The following is a 25,555-nucleotide window of genomic DNA, read 5'->3' as shown; positions in this document are numbered from 1 at the left end:
ACGAAGGCAGCGGTCAGATCTGCACGCCGAAGCGGGCCGCCAGGTCCAGATACCGGGCCCGGATGCCTTCGATGATCTCGGCCGGCAGGTGGGGCGCAGGAGGCTGCTTGTCCCAACTCTGGAGGGTCTCGAGGTAATCGCGGAGGAACTGCTTGTCCAGGCTCGGGGGGTTCTTCCCGGGCGCCCAGCTGTCCGCCAGCCAGTAGCGGCTGCTGTCCGGCGTGAGGGCCTCGTCGATGAGGATCAGCTCGCCGGCATCGCTCAGGCCGAACTCGAACTTGGTGTCCGCCAGCAGGATCCCCCGCTGGGCGGCCAGTTCCGCCCCGCGCCGGTAGAGGGCCAGGCTCAGGTCCCGCAGCCGAGCCGCCAGATCCGCGCCCACGATCTCGGCCATGCGCTCGAAGCTGATGTTCTCGTCGTGCCCTTCGTCCTCCTTGGTGGCGGGCGTGAAGATGGGCTCGGGCAGGCGATCCGCCAGGCGCAACCCCGCCGGCAGCGGCACGCCGCAGACAGACTGGCCGCTCTGGTATTCCTTCCAGCCGCTGCCCGCCAGGTAGCCGCGCACCACGCACTCCACCGGCATGGGGCGGGTCTTCTCCACGACCACGGCGCGGCCGGCCAGGGCCTCGCGGTAGGGTTCCAGGGCCGCCGGCCAGGTGGGGTTGCCGCGGAAGTGGTTGGGCACCAGGTCCTCGGTGGCCTCAAACCAGTAGGCCGCCACCGCAGTGAGGATGCGCCCCTTGTCCGGAATCCCCTCGGGCATCACGCAGTCGAAGGCGCTGATGCGGTCCGTGGCCACGATGAGCAGCTGCTTGCCCAGGTCATACACATCCCGGACCTTGCCCCGGCGGAAGACGGGAAAGGGGAGATCGGTGCTGAGCAGGACGGACATGGGGCCTCCGGAATCGATCCATCTTAGCGGTCGCCCGTCATCGGTCAGTCACTGACAGCCGATAGCTGATAGCTGATAGCTGACAGCTGATAGCCGATAGCCCTAGACCAGATCCGGCAGGCGCCTGGGGGTGGGGGCGGACCAGTTGAGCCCCCCCGGCAGCAGGGCGTACCGGTTCATCACTCCGGCCCACCGGGCGAGCTCCGATTCGCGGACGGTGCCCTCCGGCCCCGTGAGGGGCAGGCCCAGGAACTGGAGGAAATCCTGGACCTCGGCGCCGGACACGCCGAGGAGGGGCGGCAGGGCGTCCAGAGGGTGGACCCGGTCCCCGGCCGGCGGCTCCAGCAGCCGGTAGTCGAAGGTCTCCCGCAGGACCGAGGCGGCGGCGGCGGGATCCAGTTCCTGGGCGGCATCCAGGTGGGGGAACGGGTTCCCCCCCAGCATCCCCAGGGCCTGGGCCATGCCGAGGTGGGCCAGGAGGTGGACGGGCTGGGCCTTGAGCACCGCCTCGAAGGCGGCCCGGGCCTCCCGTGCCCGGCCCAGGCGGAGGAGCGCCTCGCCCAGGCGCAGCTGCGCCTCGATCCGGCCGGGCTCGGCCCGGGTCCAGCGCTCGGCCACCGCGGCCATCTCCTCGGCCATGCCCTGGGCCCGGAAGAAGCCGGCCAGGTAGGCGAGGCTGGCCACGTCCTTGGGGGCCAGGAGGAGCAGACGATCCAGGACCTCGGCGGCGCGGAGGGTCTGGCCCTCCTGATCCAGCCGGTTCGCCCAGTCCCGCAGGATCTCCACCTGTCGCGCCACGGGGTGGTTCGGCGTGGAGCGCGCCGCCTCGGCCGGGTGAAGCAGCTGGGTCTTCACCCACAGGTAGCGGAGAGGGTTGCGGCCCTCCGATTCGGCCAGTTCCTCCTCGATGGCATGGATGATGGTGCGGAGGCCATGCTCCCAGAGGGGCGGCACGGGCATCTGCACGTGCGTCCGCAGCTGGCGGCTGAGGGGCTCCAGCGGGCTGCCCGCCCTCCCCAGGTGGAGGCGCAGGCGGATCAGGTCCAGGCCCGGTTCGGGACCCGATTGGAAGGCGACCCGCAGGGCCAGCTCGCCCGTGTCGGGGTCGAAGCCGTCCAGGATCAGGAAGCGAAGGTGGGCCCGCATGACCTGAGGTTAACAAAACCACTGCACCGTTGGAGGTTGACCGCACCTGATTCAGGCCCGATGATGCCCTATCTGCCGAATCGGGGGACCACATGCGCAGGCGACTGCTCTTTCTCTCGGCGCTGACCGCGCTGACCGCTTTACCAGCTGCTGCCGGCGAACTTGGTGTGCTCGTGGACAAGCAGGTCGGCAAGGCCCAGGCGGCCTCCTTCGGTACCGGCCAGAAGTATGATGCTGTAAGCCCCACGGGCTTCGCCCTCCGGGGTGGCTTCGATGTGGTGGACCTGAAAGTGGCCGCCCTTCAGCTGAACGCCACCTGGCACAACAAGACCACCGGCGACCTCACCTATGGCGGCACCAAGTACGGCGAGTTGGAGAACCAGTACTGGGCCGTAGGCGCCATGGTGAACTGGAAGCTCTTCGTGAACGTGGGCGCCGGTGTGGAGTACCGCACGGAGAGCCTCACCTTCCGGCCCTCCAGCGGCACCAACACCGACAGCACCCTGGGCCGCCCCTGGGCCCGGATCAACGTGGGCTTCAGCATCCCGACGCCCATCGTGAGCCCGTTCTTCGCCTTGGAGGTGGCCGCGCCCCTCACCAAGAAGGACGCCACGGGCACCTACAAGGACCTGAGCGAGGCCTTGGCCCCCCAGGTGCAGATCGGGATCTACGGCGGCATCCGCTTCTGATGCCCCTGGAAGACCCTCGCTTCACTGGGATCCCTTGAACGGGATCCCTTTCGTTTGCGGGTCCGAAATAGGACCTCGACGCCCCCGTTCCAGGAGGATAGGGTAAAGTTTACCCGCCTCTCCCCCTGGAGCCTGACCATGAAGAAGCTTGTCCTGCCCCTGCTCCTCGTGGCGCCTCTTGCGGCCCAGAGCTTCGAGTTGGGCCTCAATGTCTCCCGGCAGACCTACCAGTCCCGGGACACCGTCCCCAAAGTCGAGGCCGAGGACAAAACGGTCGTCGCCGCGCGGGCCGGCTACTCCCTGATTGATTTCGGCCCGGCTCTGTTCCAGGTCACGGCCGCCTACCAGCCGAAGGCCGAAACGGAGCTCAAGCCCAATGGTTTCCTGGTCCCCACCAAACTGGGAAATGAATACTGGGCCGTCGGGGCCATGTTCAACTTCAAGGCCCTGGTCGCCTTCGGTGCGGGGGTGGATTACCGCTTCGAGACACGCACGATCACCAACGTCTATTCCTCCTCCCACACCTACAGCCGTCCCTGGGCCCGTGTGAACGCAGGCTACGCCTTCCCCACACCCATCGTGAAGCCCTTCATCGGCCTCGAGGTAGCAGTTCCACTCACCGATGAAGAGCTTGGGCCCAAGCTGCAGATCGGCGTCTACGGCGGCATCCGCTTCTAGATCCCCATGGCCATGCGTGAAAGGGACACCTCCGGGTGTCCCTTTTCCGTATGATGAAGGCTCATTCACCGAGGGGCGATGGAACTCCGGGTCCTGGGCTGCAGCGGCGGGGAGGCCGAAGGCGAGCGCCTGACGGGGCTGCTCGTGAACGGCTGCGTGGCCATCGACGCCGGCTCCATCACGGCTGCCCTGGCGGTCGAGGAGCAGGTGCAGATCCAGCATGTGTTCCTCAGCCACTCGCACCTGGACCACATCTGCACGCTGCCCTTCTTCACCAAGAACATCTTCGGGCACACCCACGAAGCGGTGGAGATCCACGCCCTGCCCGAGACCCTCGATGCGCTGCGCCGGCACCTCTTCAATGACGAGCTCTGGCCCGACTTCAGCGTCATCCCCAGCCCCAACGATCCCACCATCCGGTACACCGAGATCGAACCCGGGCGCACCTATCATGTCTGCGGCCTCCACATCACGCCCATCCGGGTGAACCACCTGGTGCCCTGCGTGGGCTACAAGGTGGATGACGGCAAGGACGCCTTCATCTTCACCAGCGACACCGCCGAGACCGATCAGATCTGGGAGGTGGCCAATGCCACGCCCAACCTGCGGATCGTCATCACCGAGGCCAGCTTTCCCAACGAGCAGGCTTGGCTGGCCGAGGCCTCCAAGCACCTCACCCCCGCCGCCCTCGGCGCCGAACTGAAGAAACTCCGCCGCGACGTGCCGGTGCGGGTCTACCACCTCACCCCTGGCGACAAGGCCACCATGCTGCCCCAGCTGCAGGCCCTGGGTGACCCGCGGATCAGCCTGCTGGCGCAGGACGAGCGGCTGGCCTGGTGACGCCTTCAGGCTTCCGGGAAGGTTGAGCGGAGCGCAGCCAGGGCCTCCTCATAGGCCACGGGGAAGGTGTCGAGGAGGCGGCGCGCCTCCTCCCACTGCGCCTCCCGGAGGAGCCCCTCCAGCTGCTGGACCAGGCCCGCGAACCGCTGAAGCCCCATGGTGCCCAGGGCGCCCTTCAGCTGGTGGGCCTGCGGCAGGGCCGCCTCCCGGTCCGAGGCCGCCAGGGCCGTCCGCAGGAAAGCCAGCCGGACGGGAACGTCCCCCTCGAGCAGCCCGATCAGTTCTCCCACCAGGCCCGGTTCCGCCCCCATGTCCAGGAGGTCCCGGAGGGGCTGGGGATCGATCACAGGAAGCGGGTCGCCGGGCAAGGCCCCTCCATCAAACAGTCTTCACCCGACCTCATCGGCCCCCCGAGGCGGGTCCATGAGGTCGGGCGGGAAGGCGGTACGAGAGGAACGGGAAGGTCAGAAGCCGTGACCCGCCGGATGACCGGCGGCCTGGAGGCGGATGAGGCTGGCATCCAGAGCCGCCTGGGCGCTGGCCAGATCATGCTCCGTGTGGGCCTCCTTCAGGAGCTTGAGGGCCCGCTGGCGATCGGCCTCGACCCGCTCCAAGTCGATCATGTCCACGGTTTCGCTTTCCCGGGCCAGGATCGTGACCCGGTCCGGACCCACCTCGGCGAAGCCGCCGAAGACCGTCAGCCAGTGCTTCTGCCCGTCCTGGACATAGTAGAGCAGGCCGTCACCCACTTCCGTCATCAGGGGCGTGTGGCCCGGCAGGATGCCGTAGTAGCCGCGGGCGGCCGTGGGGAACTGCACCTCGGAGACTTCGGCCGAGAAGACCGGCCGCTCCGGCGTCACCACTTCCAGTTTGATGGATTGAGACATGGCAAGCTCTTTTCAAGGCTCGGAATCCGCTCGCGCGGATTCCGAGTTGGAGAAAGACAGAACTAAACGGCGGCGAGCTTCTCGGCCTTCTCGACGGCTTCCTCGATGGTGCCGACGAGGTAGAAGGCCTGCTCGGGCAGGTGGTCCCACTTGCCGTCGCAGATCTCGCTGAAGCCCTTGATGCTGTCTTCCAGCTTCACGTACTTGCCCTGCATGCCCGTGAACTGCTCGGCCACGAAGAAGGGCTGGCTGAGGAAGCGCTGGATCTTGCGGGCGCGGGCCACGATGAGCTTGTCGTCGTCCGACAGCTCGTCCATGCCCAGGATGGCGATGATGTCCTGCAGCTCCTTGTACTTCTGGAGGATCTGCTTCACGCGCATGGCAGTGTTGTAGTGGTGATCGCCCAGGATGCGGGGATCCAGCAGGCGGCTGGTGGACGCGAGGGGATCCACGGCGGGGTAGATGCCGAGGGCCGCGATCTCGCGGGAGAGGTTCGTGGTGGCGTCCAGGTGGGCGAAGGTGGTGGCGGGCGCGGGATCGGTGTAGTCGTCCGCGGGCACGTACACGGCCTGCACGGAGGTGATGGAGCCCTTCTTCGTCGAGGTGATGCGCTCCTGCAGCTCGCCCATCTCGGTGGCCAGCGTCGGCTGGTAGCCCACGGCGGAGGGCATGCGGCCCAGCAGCGCGGACACTTCGGCGCCCGCCTGGGTGAAGCGGAAGATGTTGTCCACGAAGAGCAGCACGTCCTTGCCTTCCACGTCGCGGAAGTACTCAGCGACGGTGAGGCCGGTGAGCGCCACGCGAGCACGGGCTCCGGGGGGTTCGGTCATCTGGCCGTAAATGAGCGCCACCTTGCTCTTGGACAGGTCGTTCTTGTCGATGACGCCCGAATCCATCATCTCGTGCCAGAGGTCGTTGCCCTCGCGGGTGCGCTCACCCACGCCCGCGAACACGGAGTAGCCGCCGTGGCCCTTGGCGATGTTGTTGATGAGCTCCATGATGAGCACCGTCTTGCCCACGCCGGCACCACCGAAGAGGCCCGTCTTGCCGCCCTTCGCATAGGGCTCCAGCAGGTCGATGACCTTGATGCCCGTCTCGAACATCTCGGAGGTGGTGTTCAGCTCCTCGTACTTGGGGGCCTCGCGGTGGATGGGCAGGGTCATCTTGTGCCCGATGGGGCCGCGCTCGTCCACGGGATCGCCCACCACGTTGATGATGCGGCCCAGGGTCTCGGGACCCACCGGCACATTGATGGCCTTGCCGGTGTCGGTCACGATCTGGCCGCGGATCATGCCTTCCGTGGGCTGCATCGAGACGCAGCGCACCCGGTTCTCGCCGAGGTGCTGCTGCACCTCCAGCGTCACGGTGACGCCGGCGATCTCGGTGTGGAGCGCGTTCATGATCTCGGGCAGGTGGCTGTCGAACTCGACGTCCACGGCGGGACCGACGATGGCGATCACGCGGCCTTGAAGGGTGGTTGACATGGGGACCTCGGAAAAGAAGTAACCGCGAATGGCGCTAATGGACGCGAAGAAGAGCTGGTGGGGACTGCGGATGGTTCAAAGGGCCGTTTCATTCGCGAACGTTCGCGAAATTCGCGGTCTCAGGCATTTGCTCCGGACACGATCTCGATGATCTGGTTGGTGATGCCGGCCTGGCGGATCTTGTTCATGGTCAGGGTCAGCTTGGCGATCATCTCGCCGGCGTTGTTGCTGGCCTTGTCCATGGCCGCCATGCGGGCGCCATGCTCGGAGGCGCTGCTCTCCAGAAGGTTACGGAGCAGTTCCGTCTCCACGAAGCGGGGCAGCAGGGTCTCCAGCACCGCGTTGGGATCCGGTTCGAGCAGGTGGGACACCTCGACGGCCTCGCGGCCCTCGGTGCGCCGGTCCAGTTCCATGGGGAAGACCCGGAACACGGTGGGCGTCTGGGACATGGGGCTGTTGAAGTAGTTGTAGATCACATAGAGCGCGTCGATCTCGCCGGCGTGGTACTGGGCGGCGGCGCCTTCCGAGATCTCGGTCACCACGCGCTGGAAGCCCGTGAGGGGAATCCCCAGGTACTCTCCGGCGGCGGTCAGGTTGCGCTTGCGCGCCCACTCGGCCGCGCGCTTGCCCACCACATCCAGGTGGACGATCTCAGCGGTGGTTTCCGCCGCGAAGGCGTTGGCGGCCTTGAGCACGTTGGCGTTGAAGCCGCCGCAGAGCCCCTTGTCCGAGGCCACGAGGACCACGCGGATGCGCTTCTCCTCGCGGGGGGACAGGAAGGCCTGGGCGGCGGGGCCCGGCTGGATCTCGGAATCACCCTTGATGCGGCTCACCACGCGGCGGACGACTTCCATCATCTTGCCGGCGTAGGGGCGCAGGGCCACCAGGCGTTCCTGAGACTTCCGCAGCTTGACCGCGGAGATCATCTTCATGGCCTTGGTGACCTGCTGGGTGTTCTTCACCGACCGGATGCGGCGGCGAATGTCCTGGAGACCGGCCATCGGACTAGGCTCCCGCGGTCTGGTTCAGGGAGGCCACGAAGGTCTCCTTGAAAGCCGCCACCTGGGCCTTGAGCTGGGCCTTGGCGTCATCGCTCAGCACCTTGGTGTCGCGGATGCCGCGAAGCACCTCGGGGGCGTTCACGTCGAGGAAGGCCATGAACTCGGCCTCGAAGCGCCGCACCTGGGGCACCGGCAGATCATCCACGTAGCCGTTGGTGGCGGCCCAGATGCTGATCACCTGCTTCTCCACCGGCATGGGCTGGTACTGGCCCTGCTTCAGGATCTCCACCAGGCGCTGGCCGCGGTTGAGCTGGGCCAGGGTGGCCTTGTCCAGGTCGGAACCGAACTGGGCGAAGGCCGCCAGCTCGCGGTACTGGGCGAGGTCGAGCTTGATGGTGCCGGCCACGGACTTCATGGCCTTCACCTGGGCCGAACCACCCACGCGGCTCACGGAGATGCCCACGTTCACGGCGGGCCGGACACCCGCGTTGAACAGGTCGCTCTCGAGGAAGATCTGGCCGTCGGTGATGGAGATGACGTTGGTCGGAATGTAGGCCGACACGTCACCGGCCTGGGTCTCGATGACCGGCAGGGCGGTCAGCGAACCCGCGCCGCGCTCGTCGCTCAGCTTGCAGGCGCGTTCCAGCAGGCGGGAGTGCAGGTAGAACACGTCGCCGGGGTAGGCCTCGCGTCCGGGAGGGCGGCGCACCAGCAGGGAGATTTCGCGGTAGGCCGCGGCCTGCTTGGAAAGGTCGTCATAGATGCAGAGGACGTGGCCGCCAGGGTTGTCCTTGCCCGCAGGCTTGCCATCCTGGCCGTGCCACATGAAGTACTCGCCGAGGGCGGCGCCGGTCATGGGGGCCAGGAAGAGCAGCGGGGCGGCTTCGGAGGCGCTGGCTGCCACCACGATGGTGTGCTTCATCGCATCGTATTCCTCGAGCGTCTTCACCACCTGGGCGATGGTGGAGCGCTTCTGGCCGATGGCGACGTAGATGCAGATCACGCCGGTGTCGCGCTGGTTGATGATCGTGTCGACGGCGACGGCGGTCTTGCCGGTCTGGCGGTCGCCGATGATCAGCTCGCGCTGGCCGCGGCCGATGGGGATCAGGCTGTCGATGGCCTTGAGGCCCGTCTGCATGGGCTCGTGCACGCTCTTGCGGTCCACGATGCCGGGAGCGATCTGCTCGATGGGGTTCGTCTTGGCGGCCTGGATGGGGCCCTTGCCGTCGATGGGGTTGCCCAGGGCGTCGATGACGCGGCCCACGAAGGCGGGACCCACGGGCACGGACATGATCTTGCCGGTGCGCTTGACGGTGTCGCCTTCCTTGATGGCGGCCGCGTCACCCAGCAGGATGATGCCGACGTTGTCCTCTTCCAGGTTGAAGGCAAGGCCCATCACGCCGTGGGGCAGCTCGAGCAGCTCGCCGGCCATGGCCTTCTCGAGGCCGTAGGCGCGGGCGATGCCGTCACCGACGCTGATGACGGTGCCGACTTCGGCCACGTCCACCTGGGCGTCGAAGCCTTCGATCTGGCTGCGGATGATGCGGGAAATCTCTTCCGCGCGGATGTCCATGAAGTCCTCCAAACCTGCGGGTGAAAGCGAAAGGTAAAGATGCCGAAGCGGACTAGGCCGAAAGCAGCTGGGTCTTGAGCTGGCGGAGCTGGCCCTGGAGCGAGGCGTCCAGGACCGTGGAGCCCACCTGGACCTTCAGGCCGCCGAGAAGGGCGGGATCCTGGTGCCAGGAGAGGCGGATGGTCTTGCCCGTGCGGGCGGCCAGCGAAGCCACCAGGGCCTTGGACTGCGCGTCGCTCAGGGGCTGGGAGCTGGCGACCTTGGCCTCGACGATGCCGGCGCGCTCATCGACCTGGTCCGCGAAGGTGCGGCGGATGTCCGCCAGCAGGTTCAGGCGGCCGGCCTCGGCCACCACCCGGAAGAAGTGGCGGAGCGTCTGGCTGACCTTGGCGCTGGCCAGGATGGTCTCGAACACTTCGGCCTTCTTGGTGGGCAGCACCAGCGGCGAGGCCACCAGGCGGGACAGGTCGGCGTTGGCGGCCACGGTGGCGGCCACGGTGTCCAGCTCCTGCTGGAGCTGGGGCACGTTGCCCTGCTGGTCGCCGATCTGGAGGAGGGCCTTGGCGTAGCGCCGGGCGGTCAGGCGGTTGCTCACTGGATCCCCCCGGTCTGCTGGCCGATCTGCTGGATGGCCCGGTCGACGGCCTGGGCCGCCTCAGGCCCCTGGAGCTTCGCCTCGAGGCGCTTGGCGGCGCCTTCGACCGCCAGCTCGGCGACGAGGGCCCGCAGTTCCTGCTCGGCCTGGCGCTTCTGGAAGCCGATCTCGGCCTGGGCCTGCGCCAGGATCTGGGCGGCTTCGGCCTTGGCGGCCTCCAGCACACGCTGCTTTTCGGCCTCGGCGTCGGTCTCGGCCTTGGCGAGGATGCCCGCCAGCTCGGCTTCCAGCCCGGCCATCTTCGCGTCCATCTCCTTCATCTGGGCCACGCCCTCGGCCTTGTCCTTCTCCGCCTGGGCGAGCAGGGTCTCCAGCTCCTCCTTGCGGGACTTGAACATGGCGGACAGCGCGCCCTTCAGCAGGAAGAACAGGGCCGCACCATAGATGGCGAAGTTCAGCAGCTGGACGACGAACGCGCCCAGGTTGCCGTATTCCTTGCCGAAGAGCTTCATGGCCGGGCCGTGGTGGGCGCCCCCGTGGGCCTCGTGGCCGGCCGCTTCCGTGCCGTGGGCTTCGGGCGCATGGCCCTCCGCGGCCGGGGCTTCATGCCCGGCCACCGGGGCCTCGTGCTTCTCGGCGGCGGGAGCCTCGTGGGTGTCGTGGGCCTGGGCCGCGAGCCCGAGGGGGCTGAGGGCCAGGGCGGCGGCGAGGGAGAGTTGGGTCAGCATCGTCATGCTCAGGCCTGCTTCAGAAGGGTCTGGGCCATGGCCTCGGACAGGGCGTCCACCTGGGCCAGCAGGTTCTGCTTGGCCTCGGCCTGCTGGGACTGCAGGGAGGCGACCGCCGCCTGGCGCTCGGCCTGGGCCTTGGCGCGGGCCTCATCCAGCAGCCGCTGCTTGTCCTTGCCCGCGGCATCCGCCAGGGCCTTGCGGCGGGCGAAGGCCTGGGCGCGGAGGTCCTTCAGGCGGCCCTGGTAGTCCTTCTGCCGGGCCTCCAGCTGGGTCGCCGCCTGGGCCTTGGCGTCCCCGCCGGCGTTCAGGTCGCGCTCCCGATCGTTCATGACCTGCGTGATGGGCTTGAAGAACACCACCCGGAGGTAGAGGTAGAGCACCACGAGCAGCACGATCACGAACAGGATGGCCGGCAGGTCGGGACGCATGGGATCCGGCATCTGAGCCAGGATGCGCGCGACGGGGCCGTCCCCTTCCGGTGATCGGAGCGTCAGATTCGCCAGTTCCAGCAGCGCCACAGGCCACCCTCCAGAAACATCCCAAGGCCACGGCCGAAAGAATCGGCCAGGGTCACACCGACACCAGCGAAAGGTCCGCGGGAACCCCTGGCACGGAAGTCTGAAAACCTTACCAGATCAGCCGGAAACCCTCAATGCAGACCTTTGGCCTTGACCCCTCCCGCGTCCTGTGTGAGGATCGTGGTTCGGCGATTCGGGCGATTAGCTCAGTCGGTAGAGCAGCTGCCTTACACGCAGCATGTCGGCGGTTCGAGCCCGTCATCGCCCACCAGCTAGTCTGGTGAAAAGCAGGAAAAGCAAGGGGTTGTAGCTCAGTCGGTTAGAGTGCCGGCCTGTCACGCCGGAGGTCGCGGGTTCGAGCCCCGTCAGCCCCGCCAGAACGAAAAAAGGGTCCCATGCGGGACCCTTTTTTCGTTCTGAAGCGCGAGGCCGACGGGGATGCGTTCGAGCCCCCGATGGCATGGGTCGGCGCAGAAGGCGGAGAACGGCGCGGTTCGCCCCTCCTACCTCATCTCGCCCTTGAACGCCGCGATGTCCCTCCGCAGGATCGTGGCCCGGTTCTTGGCCTCGGTCGATTTCAGCTGGGGCGTCAGCTCCGCCAGCTCCCGGTCGATGCGCTCGAGGTTGGCGAGCGGCCCCTCGATCTGGCTGGAGGCATCCACCCCCAGCGCCTGGGTCCGTCCGGCCGCCTGCCACTGCTCCCGAACTCGCGCGAACTCCTCGCCCAGGTCGATCACCTGCTGTTCTTCCGTCGAGAGCGCCACCCAGGGCAGGCGGCCCGTCGAGAGATAGTAGCCCACGGTGAACAGGGCGGCCACGACCAGGAAGACAGCCAGAATCCTCTTCATGAAGGCACCTCGTCGGATTTCTCCACCCTAGCTTAGGGCGGATTGAATGGAACGTCTCCATTCCTTCCCTGTCTTTTCCCGCCTGAACCGATAGACTGGAAGGCTTGGAACAGATATGAAACTGCCGCTCGTCGCCCTCTGCGGACGCCCCAACGTGGGCAAGTCCACCCTCTTCAACCGGCTCACCCGCAGCCGGGCGGCCCTGGTCCACGACCTGCCGGGCATGACCCGCGACCGCAGCTACGGCCGCGTCACCTGCCTCAGCGAGGACGGGGCGGCCGAAGAGGTCTTCGAACTGGTGGACACCGGCGGCCTCGACTTCGAGGGTGACGACGTCATCACCCAGGGCATCACCCGCATGGCCGAAGCCGCGCTGGGCGAAGCCCACGCGGCCATCCTGCTGGTGGATGGCCACGACGGCCTCACCGCCGGGGACGAGGAGATCGCCGCGCGCCTGCGCCGCCAGGGCAAGCCCATCCTCCTCGTCATCAACAAGCTGGATGGCATGAAGGGGGGCGCCCCCGACGCCGGCTTCTACGGCCTGGGCTTCGACGAAGTGCTGGCCATCTCCGCCGCCCACGGGGCCGGCGTCCCCGAGCTGATCGAAGCCCTTCGCGCCCGCCTGCCCTTCCACCGGACGCCCGAGGAGGCGGAGAGCCACTCCCTTGCCGATGAGCTGCGCTTCGCCCTCATCGGTCGCCCCAACGTCGGCAAGTCCTCGCTCACGAACCGCCTGCTGGGCTATGAGCGCAGCCTCGTCAGCGAGGTGGCCGGCACCACGCGGGACACGGTGGACACGGTCTTCCACGTGAAGGACAAGGTCTACCGGATGATCGATACGGCCGGCATCCGCAAGAAGGGGAAGACCCACGAGGGCGCCGAGAAGCTGAGCATCCTGAAGGCCAAGCAGGCCATGGCCCGGGCCGACGTCAGCCTGCTGCTGCTGGATGCCGTGGAAGGCGCCACCCACCAGGACGCCGTCATCGCCGGCTATGCCCAGGAGGCCGGCGCCGCCGTCATCCTCGTCGTGAACAAGTGGGATCTCGTCGAGAAGGACACCCACACCATCTACGGCGCCGAGGAGGACCTGCGGCGCAGCCTGGGGTTCCTGCACCACGCGCCCATGATCTTCCTCTCGGCGCTCACTGGACAGCGGGTGTCCAAATTGTTCGGCATGATCGACGAGCTGGCGGAGGCCCACGGGCGCCGCATTCCCACGGGCGAGCTGAACCGCTTCCTGCGGGAATCCGTCGCCGCCATGAGCCCCCACGCCATCGACGGCAAGCTGCCCAAGCTCTACTTCATGACCCAGGTGGGCGTGCGGCCTCCCAGCTTCGTGGTGAAGGCCAACACCGACCGCGGGCTGCACTTCAGCTACGTGCGCTACCTGGAGAACCGCCTGCGCGAGCAGTTCGGCCTCGCGGGCGTGCCCCTGCGCCTCAGTGTCCAGAAGAAGAAGAAGGGCGAAGGCGAGGAGGCCGAAGTCGCAGCCGTGCGCCGCATCCTGGACCCCGGCGAGGGCCTCAAGCCCTCCCGCAGCAACGAGTCGCTCCAGGCCCAGCGGGTGGACAAGGTGAAGGCCCGCCCCAGGCCGAAGAAGAAGGAAGGCCCCAAGCCCGCCGCCAAGCAGGCCCCGCGCAAGGGGCCCGGCGCGCCACCGAAGCGGGTCCGGCAGAAGTCCACCAAGCGGCCCTAGCCCCGTCCAAGGTCATGGTCATGGGTTTCCGCCATCTCGTGGACTACGGCATGGCGCCCCTGCAGGCCATCCAGAGCGCCACGATGGCCCGGCTGCTGCGGCTCGTTCTTCGGACCTCGGGACCCTGGAACGGGTTTCCTTCGCCCTCTAAGGGAGGCAGGGTCGTTCGCCGGGTTCCTTGACCAAAACATTCAAATACGACTTTTAGATTGATTATTAATCACTGCAATAAAATGGTTTAATTTACATCAAACCAGATAGAACTGATTCTCAAGAAAATTAACAAGCCTTAACTTGAGGGGTTGACGGGCGGCGGGGACTCTGATTCGGCCTTCCCGATCTTTCTTCCCCAACCTTGCCTCCTGCCTTCGCCTCCGCGAAACGGGAGTGCCCCCCTCAAGTTAAGGAGTTCTCCATGGCGTTCTCCACGGGCCGCTTGGCCCTGTCCTTCCTCACCGCGGCGCTTGCCGCCGGCTCCCTGAGCGCGCGCCTTCCGCAGGAGTCCCCGCGCGCCGAGGCCGCCACTCAGCGCCTGCTGGCCAGCCGCGCCCAGCTGGGCCTGGACGGCGACCACGCGTTCCTGCTCCGTGGCACGCACACCGACCAGCTCGGTCAGGCCCACGCCCACTTCCAGCAGACCTACAAGGGCGTGAAGGTGTGGGGCGGTGACGCCATCACCCACACAGGCCAGGATGGCGCCGAACTCCCGCTCACCAACGCCCTGCTCAAGGGCATCCAGCTCAACGTGACTCCCGCACTCGGCAGCGCCGAGGCGCTCGCCGTCGCCCAACAGGATCTCGCCCCCAAGGGCGCCTACGCTTACGCCCCGACCTCCGAACTGGTGGTCTACCCCGAGGTGGCCGAGGTCGTGCGCCGTTCCGGCCGCGCCGCCGCGGACCTGAACGCCGAGGACGTGTCGCGCCAGGTGCTCCGCTACACCCTGGCCTACCACATCCACACCGAGCTCGAGAACGACCAGGACGGAATCAAGCACACCGACTACCTGGTGGACGCCCACACCGGCGCCATCCTCAAGAGCTGGAACACCCTGCACACCTCCGCCGCCACGGGTACCGGCAACAGCCAGTACAACGGCACGGTCTCCCTGCCCACCAACTACACTGGCAGCACCTACGAGCTGCGCGACATGACCCGCGGCAGCGGCGGCTCCTTCGGCAACAACGTGGTCACCAACATGGCCCACGCCTCCACCAGCAGCACCGCGACGGGTACGCTCTACACCGACGCCGACAACACCTGGGGTGATGGCGCCAACTACGTGGAAGGCAGCTCCACCACCGCCGCCAACGGCGAGACCGCAGCCGTGGACGCCATGTTCGGCATGATCAAGGCCTGGGACTTCTACAAGAACGTCTATGGCCGCAATGGCATCGATGCCGCGGGCACCGCGACCTACAGCCGGGTCCACATCGGCAACGGCTACGACAACGCCTTCTGGTCCGACAGCTGCTTCTGCATGACCTACGGCGACGGCACCAGCTTCACCACGCTGACCGCCCTCGACGTGGCCGGCCACGAGATGAGCCACGGCGTCTGCGCCCGCACCGCGAACCTGACCTACTCCGGCGAGTCGGGCGGCCTGAATGAGGCCAACTCCGACATCTTCGGTACCATGATCGAGTTCTACGCCCGCGGCGGCTCGGGTTCCACCATCGGCAGCACCGGCGGCAACTGGACCATCGGCGAGCAGCTGGCCACCAATCCCCTGCGCTGGATGTACAAGCCCAGCCTCGACGGCTCCAGCCCCGACGCCTGGTCCTCCACCATCGGAAACCTGGACGTGCACTACTCCAGCGGCCCCATGAACCGCTGCTTCTACTTTCTGAGCCAGGGCGCCACCACCAGCGGCAACACCAGCACCACCTACCTGCCCAGCGGCATGACGGGCGTCGGCAACGACAAGGCCGCCGCCATCTGGTACCGGGCCCTCACGGTCTATCTGACCTCCAGCTCCAACTACGCCGCGGCCCGCACCGCCGCCATCAGCGCCGCCAAGGATCTCTACGGTGCCGGCGGCGCCGAAGAGCAGGCCGTGTGGAACGCCTTCCACGGCATCAACGTGGGCTCCGCGTGGACCAGCGGCTCCACCGACACCACCGCTCCCACCGTCTCGGTCACGGAGTCCGGCACCAGCGGCACCATCACCTTCTCCGCCACCGCCTCCGACAACGTGGGCGTCAGCAAGGTGGAGTTCTACGTGGACGGCGTCCTGAAGGGCACGGACACCGCCACCCCCTGGACCATGACCCTGGACAGCACCACGCTGACCAACGCCACGCACACGCTCACGGCCAAGGCCTATGACGCCGCAGGCAACGTCGGCACCAGCACCGGTGTCAGCTTCACGGTGTCCAACACCACTTCCGGGGCCGAGCTGATCCTGAACGGCGGCTTCGAAAGCGGCGCCACCAGCTGGACCCAGACCTCCGGCGTCATCGGCACCTTCACTGGCGAGCCCGCCCACGGCGGCTCCTCCGATGCCTGGATGTGCGGCTACGGCTCCGCGCACACCGACTACGTCTACCAGCAGATCGCCATCCCCAGCACCGCCACCGGCACCCTGACCTTCTGGCTCCACATCGACACGGCGGAAACCACCACCACCACCGCCTACGACACGATGAAGGTGCAGGTCCTCAACACCTCCGGCACCGTGTTGGCCACCCTGGCCACCTATTCGAACCTGAACAAGAACACGGGCTACACCCAGCAGTCGCTGAGCCTCAGCGCCTACAAGGGCCAGACCATCCGCCTCCGCTTCTACTCGGTGGAGGACAGCAGCCTCCAGACCTCCTTCGTCATCGACGATGTGAGCGTCAAGTAGTCCGGACGAACCACGGAAAGGGCCGCCTCCGGGCGGCCCTTTTTCATCCTTCGAGCAGCACCTTGGCGTGTTCCAGGGCCTCGGGGCGGTCGGGATGGCCGGACAGGAGCCGCGCCAGCTCGCGGTTGCGGGCCTCCCCCGCCACCCAGCCCATGGCGCTGCGGGTGCGGCCGCCTTCGGTCTCCTTGTGCAGGCGTCCGTGCCGATCGGCACGGGCCGCCACCTGGGCCAAGTGCGTCACGGCCAGCACCTGGTGGGCCTTCCCCAGTTCCGCCACGGCCTTGCCCACCGCCAGGGCCGTCTCGCCGCCCAGCCCCGCATCCACCTCATCCAGCACGAGCGTCAGGCCATCCTTCACGCCCGCGCCCAGGGCCAGGCCCGCTCCCACCAGGGCCAGCATGAGGCGGCTCAGCTCGCCGCCGGAGGCGATCTTCGCCAGGGGGCGGAAGCCTTCGCCGGGGTTCGGCTCGATCCAGATGGCCAGGGCCGAGAACCCCTGGGCTGCCACGCGCACCGGGCGGCCGCTCTGCTGGACGGGGCTGCCGGATTCCTCCGCGAGGGCCAACCGCAGCTGGAGCCGCGCCCCCTTCATCCCCAGGCGGCCCAGGCGCTTCTGCACCTCGGCCTCCAGCTTGGGGATGGCTTCGCCCCGGCGCCCGTGCAAGGCCTCGGCCACCTGCCGGTAGGCCTCCGCGGCCTTTGCCAGAGCCTTTTCCAATTCCTTCACCGAGACATCGCCGGCCAGCAGGGCCCGCTGCTCGTCCTTGAGGGCCTGCTGGCGCGCGGCCAGTTCCTCCGGCTCGCAGCGGTGCCGGCGGGCCAGGCGCTCGTAGAGGGCGAGGCGGGCCTCCATGGCCTCGATGCGGTCGGCCCCGGCCTGGGCCCAGCGCAGGGCCTGGTCCTGGGCCAGGGCCAGGAGGTCCTCCAGCTCCAGCACCGCGGAGCGCAGGCGGTCCTGCTCGGCCACGGCATCCGGCCAGTGGGCCACGGCGCGCACCAGGGCCTTGTGGGCCAGCTCCACCTTGGGAATGCCCTCGTCCAGCGCCTCGGCCGCCTCGCGGAAGGCCTGCTCGAGATGGACGGCGTGGCGCAGGGGTTCGCGATCGGCCTTGAGCTGGGCCCACTCGCCGGGCTTCGGCGCCAGCTTCTCCAGGTCCGCCAGGGCTTCCGCCAGCTGCTCCAGGCGCTGCTCCCGCTCGGCCTCGCTGCGGCGCCGGGCCTTCAGGGCGGCCTCGGCCTCGCGCACGGCGGCGGCCTGCGGCTCCAGGGCGGGCTCGATGCCCAGCACTTCGTCGATGAGCGCCAGGTGCCGCTCCTCGCCCAGCAGCGACTGGTGGTCGTGCTGGCTGGTGAGGCGCATCCAGAGGCGGCCCGCCTCCCGCAGGTCCGCCAGAGAACAGCTGGCGCCATTGATCCACGCCCGGCTGCGGCCCGGTCCCACCTCGCGGCGCAGCACCACCGGCTGCTCCTCGGGCAGGCCCCGCTCGGCCAGGAAGGCCCGCCAGGCCTCGAAGCGGCCCTCCACCACGGCTTCCACCGTGGCCCGCTCGGCCCCATGGCGCACCAGCTCCCCGTCGCCCCGGGCGCCCACGAGCAGTGAGAGCGCATCCACCAGCAGCGACTTGCCGGCGCCGGTCTCGCCCGTCAGCACCGTGAAGCCCGGTCCCCAATCCAGAGACAGGTCTTCCACCAGGGCCAGGTTCTGGATTCTGAGGGATGAAAGCATGGGATCAGTCTAGCGGAGGGCAGGACCCGGCCACGGAGCCCGATGGGAGGATTTGGACGCTCCGGGCCCCCTCATCGATCCGGACCTCGCGCCAGGGGAGGCCCCCCGGCGCCGGCCCGTAGCCTGCCAGCAGTTCCTCCAGGCTCAGGCGCTGGCCCTCGAAGGGCGGGAAGAGGCTCCACTGGGCCGGGTAGGCCAGGCCGTGGGGCATGCCGTCCGAGCCGAAGATCAGGTCGTGGCCCGGCCGGAATCCCACCCGGTCGATGAGCATCCGGAAGGGATTGTTCTGCGCCAGCGTGTCCGGGCCCAGGCGGTCGGCGTAGTCCACACTGTCGCTGGAGAAGTTCGGCTGCATGGAGAGCACCAGCCCCAGGTCCCGGGCCCGGCGGGCCTGAGCCTCGGTGATGAACTGGGCATGCTCCAGGCGGACCTGGGGGAACCGGAGGCCCTGCCGGTCGAGATCCTCCAGCGCGGCCAGCACCTGCCCGATGGCCCGATCGCCGATGGCATGGATGGCGAGCGCCTTGCCACGGGCATGGTGCGTCGCCAGCGCCTGGCTCAGAGCCTCGTCGGCGGACAGCAGCAGGCCTGGCTCGCCGCCCCGGAAGGGCTCGCCCAGAGCCGCCGTGCGGGCGCCCAGGGCCCCGTCGGTGAAGAGCTTCAGCCCCGCGCACTCGGCCTGGGCCTCCGCGGGCAGCGTGTCGAAGATGGCGGGAACCGTCCACCAGGGAAGGCGGTCCGTCCACCGGGAGGCCCGCACCACCCGCCAGGCCGCCTCTCCCGTGAGGAGCAGATCCTCCACCGCGCCCACCCCCAGCGCCTCGAGACCCTGGATCCAGGTCTCCAACTTGGCGGCCGTGAGGCCCGCCGTCCGGCCGAAGAGGACCAGGAGCCGGTCCAGGTTCCGCTCGCACCAGGCGGGATCGGCGTGCCGCGCCACCAGCTCCGGATCCGCGTCCCGGAGCAGCCGGGCGGCCCCGGGGCTGAGACCCAGGCCGTGGAGGCTGAAGTTCACCAGGAGCAGCGGTGGCAGGCCGGCGAGGTCGGCCTCCGACAGGGGCAGGCGCCCGCTGTGCCAGCCCCGCACCAGGGAGAGCCGATCCTCCGGCAGGCTGCGCATCCGTGCCAGGGCCGAGGCCGGATCCACGCAGGTCGAGAGATCGAGGCAGCCCTCCAGGGCCGCGTAGAGGCTCACGTGGGAATGGCGGTCGAAGATGGGTGCGAAGCGGCGCTGCATGGGTCCCCGTCGGCCGCGCCCATGGGATCCCCGGCGGCGGCGCATCCCATTGTCGCCGGCTCCCGGGCTGTGGCGCCGGTCATACTGGCAGCAGGAGGAACCTCATGCAGTACCGGAAGCCCTGCGGCAGCGTCCTGGAAGCCATCGGCAACACGCCGCTGGTGCGGCTGCGCCGCGTCGTGTCGGACCTTCCGGCGGAGGTCTTCGCCAAGCTCGAGTTCCTGAACCCCATGGGCAGCAGCAAGGACCGCATCGCCAAGCACATGATCGAGGCGGCGGAGCGGGACGGCCGGCTGAAGCCCGGCGACACCATCATCGAGAACTCTTCGGGCAACACGGCCATGGGCCTGGCCCTCATGGCCATCCAGAAGGGCTACAAGCTGAAGGTGGTGGTGCGCGACACCATCTCCCAGGAGAAGCTGAACCAGCTGCTGGCCCTGGGCGCCGAGGTGCTCAAGGTGGATACGAGCCTGCCCCCGGAACACCCCGACAGCTACAACAACATCACGCCGCGTCTGGCCCGGGAGACGCCCCACTGCTTCTTTCCGGACCAGCACGGCAACCGCGAGAACAACGCCGCCCACTACCACGGCACGGGCCCCGAGATCTGGGAGCAGATGGAGGGCCGCATCGACTATCTGGTGGCCGGCGCCGGCACGGGCGGCACCATCGGAGGCGTGGGCCGCTATCTCAAGGAGCAGGATCCGCGCATCAAGATCGTGGCCGTGGATCCCGTGGGCTCGGTGTTCACCCCCCACTTCCACGGCGAGAAGGATCCCAAGGCGGGCCCCTACAAGCTCGAGGGCCTGGGCGACGAGTTCCTCATCCCCACCATGGAGTTCGAGCTCATCGACGAGATGTTCCAGGTGTCCGACCGCGATGCCTTCCACCAGGCCCGCCGGCTCGTGAAGGAGGAGGGTGTCCTGGGGGGCGGCTCCAGCGGCGCGGCGCTGTGGGCGGTGCGGCAGGTGGCCTCGAAGCTGCCCTCCCTGGACCGCCCCGCCCGCATCGTGACCGTGTTCCCCGACGGCGCGGGCCGCTACCTGAGCAGCATCTTCAACGACGCGTGGCTGGCGGAACGGGGCCTCCTGGAGGCGGAATGACCGCCTTCTCCGGCACCTACGTCGACGCCATCCGCCAGGCGCTGCTCGACGCCATGGAGGCGGATTCGCGGGTCTGCTGCCTGGGCGAGGACATCGGCGCCTACGGCGGCGCCTTCCGGGCCACGGAGGGCCTGCTGGACCGCTTCGGGCCGGACCGGGTGATCGACACGCCCATCTCCGAGCAGGCCATCGTGGGCGCCGCCATCGGCGCAGCCCTCATGGGCCAACGGCCGGTGGCGGAGTTCCAGTTCATGGACTTCGCGCTGCTGGCCTCGGACCTCATGGTGAACTTCGCCGCGAAGGCCCACTGGCGCTGGGGCGCCACCGTGCCTGCCGTGTTCCGCGGACCCTCCGGCGGCGGCAACGGAGGCGGCCCCTTCCACAGCCAGAACCCCGAAGGCCACTTCCTGGGCAGCCCCGGCCTCAAGGTGGTGGCGCCCGGCACCGTGCGCGATGCCTACGCCCTGCTCCGCGCTGCCATCGACGACCCGGATCCCGTGCTGTTCTTCGAGCACAAGCACCTCTACCGCCGCCTCAAGGACCAGTGGGACGAGGCCCCCACGGCGCGCCTGGGCGAAGCGGCCCTCCGCAAGGAAGGCGGGCAGGCCTGCATCCTCACCTACGGCGCCGCGCAGCAGGTAGCCCTGGAGGCCGCGGCGGGCCTGGATGTGGCCGTGCTCGACCTGCGCACCCTCTGGCCCCTGGATGACGAGGCCATCACCGGGCTCGTGAAGCGCACCCACCGCGCCCTGGTGCTCACGGAGGCCAGCCTGACCTACGGCCCCGGCGCCGAGCTGGCGGCCCGCGTCGGCGAGACCTGCTTCGGCTGGCTGGACGCCCCCGTGCTGCGCCTGGGCGCGGCCGACACGCCGACCCCGGCCAGCCCGCCCCTCGAGGCGGCCTTCCTGCCCGGCGTGGAGGCCGTGAGATCCGCCCTCGGGCGACTCCTCGCCTGGTAAATCCTCACCAGGGCCCGGTCCGGCCTGACGGTCCCTGATTTCATGTTCGCGATCCAGAAAAATCCGGTCTAATAAGGCAAATGATTTTGCCATTACCGGTCTTGGCGTTCGCAGGTCTCACCTTTTTCCTGGTTCAGCCAGGACCGGCGGCCATGGCCTCAGGCAGGCCACGACCCCAAGCCCCGCCCGCGACGGCAGCCCCGGCCGCCCTCCCCCGGCCCGCCCTGCCGCAGATCCCCGCCCGCGCCCATGCCCGGAGGCTGGAGGTGGCCGATGGTCAGGGCGGCTGGCGGCCCTTCTACGTCAAGGGCATGAACCTGGGGGCCTCCCTCCCGGGCCGCTATCCCAGCGAGTTCCCCGACCGGGCCACCTATGACGGATGGCTCCGGGAGATGGCCGAAGCGGGCATCAACACGGTGCGCGTCTATACGATCCATCCGCCCGCGTTCTACGAGGCCCTGCGCGCCTACAACCTCCACGCCCGGAAGCCCCTCTGGCTCATCCACGGCGTCTGGGCCGAGCTGCCCCCCCGCAGCGACTTCCAGGATCCCGCCTGGCTCCTCGCCTGGCACCGGGAGATGCAGGAGGTGGTGGAGGTGCTCCACGGCCGCGCCCGGATCCCCCTCCGCCCGGGCCACAGCGCCGGCACCTATGGGGCCGACGTCAGCCCGTGGACCCTGGCCATCATCCTGGGCCGCGAGTGGGAGTCCTCCGCGGTGATGGCGTTCAACGGCCAGCACCCGGGCACCTCGGACTGGGCCGGCCGCTTCGTCACCCTGCGCGATGGGCACGCCATGGAGCGGTTTCTGGCCCAGAGCATGGACCACTTCCTGGCCCTGGAGTGGGACCAGTTCCACGCCCAGCGTCCCATGGCCTTCACCAACTGGCCCACCCTGGACCCCCTCTTCCATCCCACGGAAGCCACGGAGCGCGAGGAACACGCCCTGCGGCAGAAGCTGGGCCTGGGCGCCGAGCCCTTGACCGACGCACCCGACGACGAGGATGCCGTCAGCCTCGACCTGGAGAAGTTCGACGGCACGGCAGACCTCAAGGCGGGCCTCTTCGCCAGCTACCACGCCTACCCGTACTACCCCGATTTCATGAACCTGGATCCGGGCTACGCGCAGGCCCGGGATCACCTGGGCCCCAGCAGCTATGCCGGATACCTCGCCGACTTGGTGCGGCACCATGCCCGCCATCCGGTGCTCATCGCGGAATTCGGCGTGCCCTCCTCCCGCATCGTCGCCCACTGGCAGGCCCAGGGCCTGACCCACGGCGGCCAGAACGAGCGGGAACAGGGCGAGCAGGATGCCCGGCTCCAGCGGAACATCTACGAGGCCGGCTGTGCCGGCGGCGTGCTCTTCGCCTGGATCGACGAATGGTTCAAGAAGAACTGGCTGACCCAGCCGTTCGAGCGGCCCGCGGATCGGAAGCCCTTCTGGTACAACGCGATGGACGCCGAGGAGAACTACGGGCTCATCGCCTACCGGCCGGGCGCCCGGGGTCCGGCCATCCAGATCGACGGCAGGGCCGGTGACTGGGCGCGGGTCCCCGTCTACCTCCAGGGGGGCGGCCTCACCTTGAAAGTGCTGGCGGACGAGGGCTGGCTCCACCTGGGGCTGTTCGTCCAGGGCCCCGTGGACTTCTCGAAGCAGGCCTTCCTGGTGGGCATCGACACCGTGGATGCCCGGCGGGGCGATCATCGCCTGCCCTGGACCCGGGACCTCCGCAGCGACGCGGGGCTGGAGTTCGCCATCCTGTTCCAGGGCGCGGGTCGCACCGGCGTCTTCGTGGACGCACCCTACGCCATCCCCGAGTACCGGCCCCAACCCCGGCAGCGCTACCGGAGCCTCGTCAACGAAGAGGGCCGGTTCGTCATGCCCACGGCGAAGAGCAACCACCCGCGGATCGGTCGCGACGGAACCCGGTTCCCGGGCCACAGCACCGAGATCGGCTGGCTGCGCCAGGGCACCCAGGATCGTGCCGAGGCCGCCTTCGATTCCCGGGCGGAGTGGCAGGTGGGCCTCGCCTCCGACGGCCAGGGGTTCCTCGAGGCGCGGATCCCCTGGACCCTGCTGCAGGTCACTGATCCCAGCAGCCGGACGGTCCTCGATGATCCCGAGGAGAAAAGCCCCGGCCCCATGGGGACCGCCGTCACCCCCGGGTTCAGATTCGTGCTGGCGGCCCTGGATGCCGACAAACCGCTCTGGGAGGGTCAAGGCACCGTCCGCCGCACCCTTCCCCCCACCCTCCAGGGCCGGATCCCCCTGCCACCACGCTTCACCTGGCCGACCTGGAACCAGCCGACCTACCATCGTTTCCGGAAGCAGTCCTTCACGATCTACCAGAAAGCCCTGGCCGACACCCCCGATGAACCGAGGTTGCCCCGATGATCCACCCCGCCCCGCCCGTCCAGCAGGAGCCCGCTCCCGCCCCGGATGCCTCCCTCCTCTTGAGGCAGGCCCGGGACCTGCGCTCGCAGAAGCGCCTGCCCGAAGCCGTGGCGGTGTACACCCGCATGCTGGAGCTCTGGAGGGACCAGCCGGACGCGCTGCTGGAGCGCGCCCGGACTCTGAGCTGGATGAAGCGGTTCGATGAGGCCATCCGCGACCTGAAGCGCCACCGGGAGGTCCATCCGGAGCTCGCGGCGGAGTCCGAGCCCGTCCTGGCGCGGGTGACCGCCTGGTCCCGACAGTTCAAGGAGGCCGTGCGGATCCTCGCACCCTACGTGGCCAAGGGGGACCGCCAGGCCACCCTGGACACCGCCACCTACCTCAGCTGGGACGGACGACTGGACCGGAGCCTGGCCCTCACCGGCGCCTGGCTGAAGGACCACCCGGCGGACCGGGACTTCCTCATCAACCGCGGCCGGGTGCTGGGCTGGCGGGGAAGGCACGGCCAAGCCCGCCAGGCCTACGAGGCTGTTCTCCGCCAGGCCCCGGCGGACCGGGAAGCCCTGCTGGGCCTGGCCCAGCTGGACCTCTGGGCCGGCGATCCCGAGGCCGCGGACCGCCGCCTGGCCAGCCTCCCGCCCGAGGATGCGCGGACCCCCGAGGCGGAGCTCATGCGCGCCCAGGTCGACCAGAGGATGGGGCACCTCCGCCGGGCCCGGACCCGGACCGAGGCCCAGCTGGGCAATCCGGACATCCGCGAGGATGCCCAGTCCAGGCTTCGCGGCCTCGTCGACGCCCAGGGCCCCTGGCTCGAGCTCTCCCAGATCCGTACGGATTCCAATGAGGGCCTGCGGGCCCAGACCCAGCGGGTGGACGCGGCGGTCCCGTTCTTGGATGGCAGCCTGCGGTTCGGGGGCGCTTTCGACCGGCTCGACCAGAGCGGCGGAGCCGAGCGCAAACCCCGGGAATGGTCGGTGGGGATCAGCCACCCCCTGGGGACGCGCTTCATGGCTTCGGCCCAGGCGGGCCGGGTGGATGACGTGGGCGGGGAGGCCGCGGGCTTCCACAGCCTGGCCCTGGGCTGGCGCGCGGCCAAGGGCCTGAACCTGGTCCTCTCCCATACCTTCGCGCCGAACCTGGCCACGCCCCTGGCCGTGGACCTCCGCACCTACACCCGGACCTGGGCCCTGGGCGGGAACTGGGTCTTCAACCAGACCCTCGACCATGCGGCTCTCACCGCGGACCGCGCCTTCCTTTCCGCCGGCGCCGCGCGGACCGGGCTCCGCGCCGAGGCCGGGCACCGCTTCCCCTTCGAGGCGGGCGAGTGGCGCCTGGGGCTTTCCGGCCGCCTCATCGACCAGGACCGCTCCCTCCGGGTCGGCTTCTTCAATCCCGAGCGGTACCGCTACTACGGCGCCACCGCCGGGGCGTCCCTGCGGCAGGAGGAGCGCTGGGAGCTCGCCCTCGACGCCTGGGGGGGGCGGCAGACGGTGAACCAGGGGTCCAGCCAGTTCACCTGGGGGTACACCCTGGCCGCCACCTGGACGCCCGGAGGGTCGGCCGTATCCCTCTTTGCCGCCTGGGACCAGAGCGTGGCGGGGCTGCCCATCTCCGACCCCCTCGATCCCACCAGCTACCGGGACCACACCCTCCGCTGCGGGCTCCGGATCCGTGGGAATCGCTGGATTTGGTAGAAAGGCGGTAGACTTTTTTC

22 protein-coding genes and 2 tRNA genes are annotated in these 25,555 nt (G+C 68.8%); 11 read left to right on the top strand and 13 right to left on the bottom strand.

The genetic code is table 11. The features are described from left to right. Positions 1–13: 13 nt before the first annotated feature. Together MLE43_RS09830 and MLE43_RS09825 are read right to left on the bottom strand one after the other, a co-directional pair. Positions 14–892, bottom strand: coding sequence for a phosphoribosylaminoimidazolesuccinocarboxamide synthase (locus MLE43_RS09830; RefSeq protein WP_243303548.1), 879 nt, complete (start codon positions 890–892; stop codon positions 14–16). Between the two features lie 102 nt (positions 893–994). Next, positions 995–2,038, bottom strand: a complete 1,044-nt coding sequence (locus MLE43_RS09825; protein WP_243303547.1) for a tetratricopeptide repeat protein — start codon at positions 2,036–2,038, stop codon at positions 995–997. Between the two features lie 92 nt (positions 2,039–2,130). Here MLE43_RS09825 and MLE43_RS09820 point away from each other — a divergent pair, with 92 nt between their 5' ends. The 3 genes from MLE43_RS09820 to MLE43_RS09810 all read left to right on the top strand — a co-directional run bounded on the left by MLE43_RS09820 (position 2,131) and on the right by MLE43_RS09810 (position 4,245). Then, entirely contained in the window at positions 2,131–2,727 is a 597-nt protein-coding gene (locus MLE43_RS09820) for a hypothetical protein (RefSeq protein ID WP_243303546.1), read from the top strand. Positions 2,728–2,865: 138 nt separating this feature from the next. Beyond that, positions 2,866–3,405: a hypothetical protein gene (locus tag MLE43_RS09815; protein ID WP_243303545.1), complete on the top strand. Its 540-nt coding sequence runs from the start codon at positions 2,866–2,868 to the stop codon at positions 3,403–3,405. Positions 3,406–3,483: 78 nt separating this feature from the next. Next, positions 3,484–4,245: an MBL fold metallo-hydrolase gene (locus MLE43_RS09810; protein ID WP_243303544.1), complete on the top strand. Its 762-nt coding sequence runs from the start codon at positions 3,484–3,486 to the stop codon at positions 4,243–4,245. A 5-nt stretch (positions 4,246–4,250) separates the two neighbouring features. Here MLE43_RS09810 and MLE43_RS14880 read toward each other — a convergent pair whose 3' ends face one another. The 8 genes from MLE43_RS14880 to MLE43_RS09765 form a co-directional block, all read right to left on the bottom strand. Then, on the bottom strand, positions 4,251–4,613 hold the full coding sequence (locus tag MLE43_RS14880; protein ID WP_275976150.1) for an Hpt domain-containing protein: 363 nt from the start codon (positions 4,611–4,613) through the stop codon (positions 4,251–4,253). Positions 4,614–4,709: 96 nt separating this feature from the next. After that, on the bottom strand, positions 4,710–5,132 hold the full coding sequence (atpC, locus tag MLE43_RS09795) for an ATP synthase F1 subunit epsilon (RefSeq protein WP_243303543.1): 423 nt from the start codon (positions 5,130–5,132) through the stop codon (positions 4,710–4,712). Between the two features lie 62 nt (positions 5,133–5,194). Then, complete coding sequence (atpD, locus tag MLE43_RS09790) at positions 5,195–6,616, bottom strand: F0F1 ATP synthase subunit beta (RefSeq protein WP_243303542.1); 1,422 nt, start codon at positions 6,614–6,616, stop codon at positions 5,195–5,197. Between the two features lie 119 nt (positions 6,617–6,735). Continuing rightward, entirely contained in the window at positions 6,736–7,617 is an 882-nt protein-coding gene (atpG, locus tag MLE43_RS09785) for an ATP synthase F1 subunit gamma (protein WP_243303541.1), read from the bottom strand. A gap of 4 nt (positions 7,618–7,621) precedes the next feature. Continuing rightward, the gene (gene atpA / locus MLE43_RS09780) at positions 7,622–9,190 is read right to left on the bottom strand and encodes a F0F1 ATP synthase subunit alpha (RefSeq protein ID WP_243303540.1); all 1,569 of its coding nucleotides are present in this window, start codon (positions 9,188–9,190) and stop codon (positions 7,622–7,624) included. Positions 9,191–9,242: 52 nt separating this feature from the next. Beyond that, entirely contained in the window at positions 9,243–9,785 is a 543-nt protein-coding gene (atpH, locus tag MLE43_RS09775) for an ATP synthase F1 subunit delta (RefSeq protein WP_243303539.1), read from the bottom strand. After that, a complete protein-coding gene (locus tag MLE43_RS09770) occupies positions 9,782–10,513 on the bottom strand; it encodes an ATP synthase F0 subunit B (protein WP_243303538.1) in 732 nt (243 codons plus the stop codon). Before MLE43_RS09770 ends, atpH begins: the two co-directional genes overlap by 4 nt. A gap of 8 nt (positions 10,514–10,521) precedes the next feature. Next, positions 10,522–11,034, bottom strand: a complete 513-nt coding sequence (locus MLE43_RS09765) for an ATP synthase F0 subunit B (RefSeq protein ID WP_243303537.1) — start codon at positions 11,032–11,034, stop codon at positions 10,522–10,524. A gap of 195 nt (positions 11,035–11,229) precedes the next feature. Between MLE43_RS09765 and MLE43_RS09760 the strand changes: the two genes are divergently transcribed. Both MLE43_RS09760 and MLE43_RS09755 read left to right on the top strand, forming a co-directional pair. Continuing rightward, positions 11,230–11,305, top strand: a tRNA-Val gene (locus MLE43_RS09760). A gap of 29 nt (positions 11,306–11,334) precedes the next feature. After that, positions 11,335–11,411, top strand: a tRNA-Asp gene (locus tag MLE43_RS09755). A gap of 126 nt (positions 11,412–11,537) precedes the next feature. Here the strand turns inward: MLE43_RS09755 and MLE43_RS09750 are convergent. After that, positions 11,538–11,882 (bottom strand): hypothetical protein, encoded by a 345-nt coding sequence (locus MLE43_RS09750; RefSeq protein ID WP_243303536.1) that lies wholly within the window; start codon positions 11,880–11,882, stop codon positions 11,538–11,540. Between the two features lie 115 nt (positions 11,883–11,997). Between MLE43_RS09750 and der the strand changes: the two genes are divergently transcribed. Together der and MLE43_RS09740 are read left to right on the top strand one after the other, a co-directional pair. Then, the gene (gene der / locus MLE43_RS09745) at positions 11,998–13,578 is read left to right on the top strand and encodes a ribosome biogenesis GTPase Der (RefSeq protein WP_243303535.1); all 1,581 of its coding nucleotides are present in this window, start codon (positions 11,998–12,000) and stop codon (positions 13,576–13,578) included. 415 nt (positions 13,579–13,993) lie between these two features. Beyond that, complete coding sequence (locus MLE43_RS09740) at positions 13,994–16,423, top strand: M4 family metallopeptidase (protein ID WP_243303534.1); 2,430 nt, start codon at positions 13,994–13,996, stop codon at positions 16,421–16,423. A gap of 43 nt (positions 16,424–16,466) precedes the next feature. On the opposite strand, the gene MLE43_RS09735 is transcribed toward MLE43_RS09740, so the two are convergent. Both MLE43_RS09735 and MLE43_RS09730 read right to left on the bottom strand, forming a co-directional pair. Beyond that, positions 16,467–18,149: a DNA repair protein RecN gene (locus tag MLE43_RS09735; protein ID WP_243303533.1), complete on the bottom strand. Its 1,683-nt coding sequence runs from the start codon at positions 18,147–18,149 to the stop codon at positions 16,467–16,469. Between the two features lie 4 nt (positions 18,150–18,153). Beyond that, on the bottom strand, positions 18,154–19,386 hold the full coding sequence (locus MLE43_RS09730) for an amidohydrolase family protein (protein ID WP_243303532.1): 1,233 nt from the start codon (positions 19,384–19,386) through the stop codon (positions 18,154–18,156). Positions 19,387–19,490: 104 nt separating this feature from the next. Here MLE43_RS09730 and MLE43_RS09725 point away from each other — a divergent pair, with 104 nt between their 5' ends. The 4 genes from MLE43_RS09725 (at position 19,491) to MLE43_RS09710 (ending at position 25,535) form a co-directional block, all read left to right on the top strand. After that, on the top strand, positions 19,491–20,489 hold the full coding sequence (locus MLE43_RS09725; protein ID WP_243303531.1) for a PLP-dependent cysteine synthase family protein: 999 nt from the start codon (positions 19,491–19,493) through the stop codon (positions 20,487–20,489). Next, positions 20,486–21,448 carry an alpha-ketoacid dehydrogenase subunit beta gene (locus MLE43_RS09720; protein ID WP_243303530.1) on the top strand — a complete coding sequence of 321 codons (963 nt, stop codon included), beginning with the start codon at positions 20,486–20,488 and terminating at the stop codon, positions 21,446–21,448. The genes MLE43_RS09725 and MLE43_RS09720 overlap by 4 nt, the downstream gene beginning before the upstream one ends. Positions 21,449–21,600: 152 nt before the next feature. Then, positions 21,601–23,841 (top strand): hypothetical protein, encoded by a 2,241-nt coding sequence (locus MLE43_RS09715; RefSeq protein ID WP_243303529.1) that lies wholly within the window; start codon positions 21,601–21,603, stop codon positions 23,839–23,841. Continuing rightward, positions 23,838–25,535 (top strand): tetratricopeptide repeat protein, encoded by a 1,698-nt coding sequence (locus tag MLE43_RS09710; protein ID WP_243303528.1) that lies wholly within the window; start codon positions 23,838–23,840, stop codon positions 25,533–25,535. Before MLE43_RS09715 ends, MLE43_RS09710 begins: the two co-directional genes overlap by 4 nt. Positions 25,536–25,555: the final 20 nt, after the last annotated feature.

The sequence above is a fragment of the Geothrix oryzisoli genome, assembly GCF_022808865.1.
Lineage (GTDB): Bacteria > Acidobacteriota > Holophagae > Holophagales > Holophagaceae > Geothrix > Geothrix oryzisoli.
The sequence above is the reverse complement of the archived record's forward strand: the minus strand, read 5'-3'. Positions and strand labels throughout refer to the sequence as shown.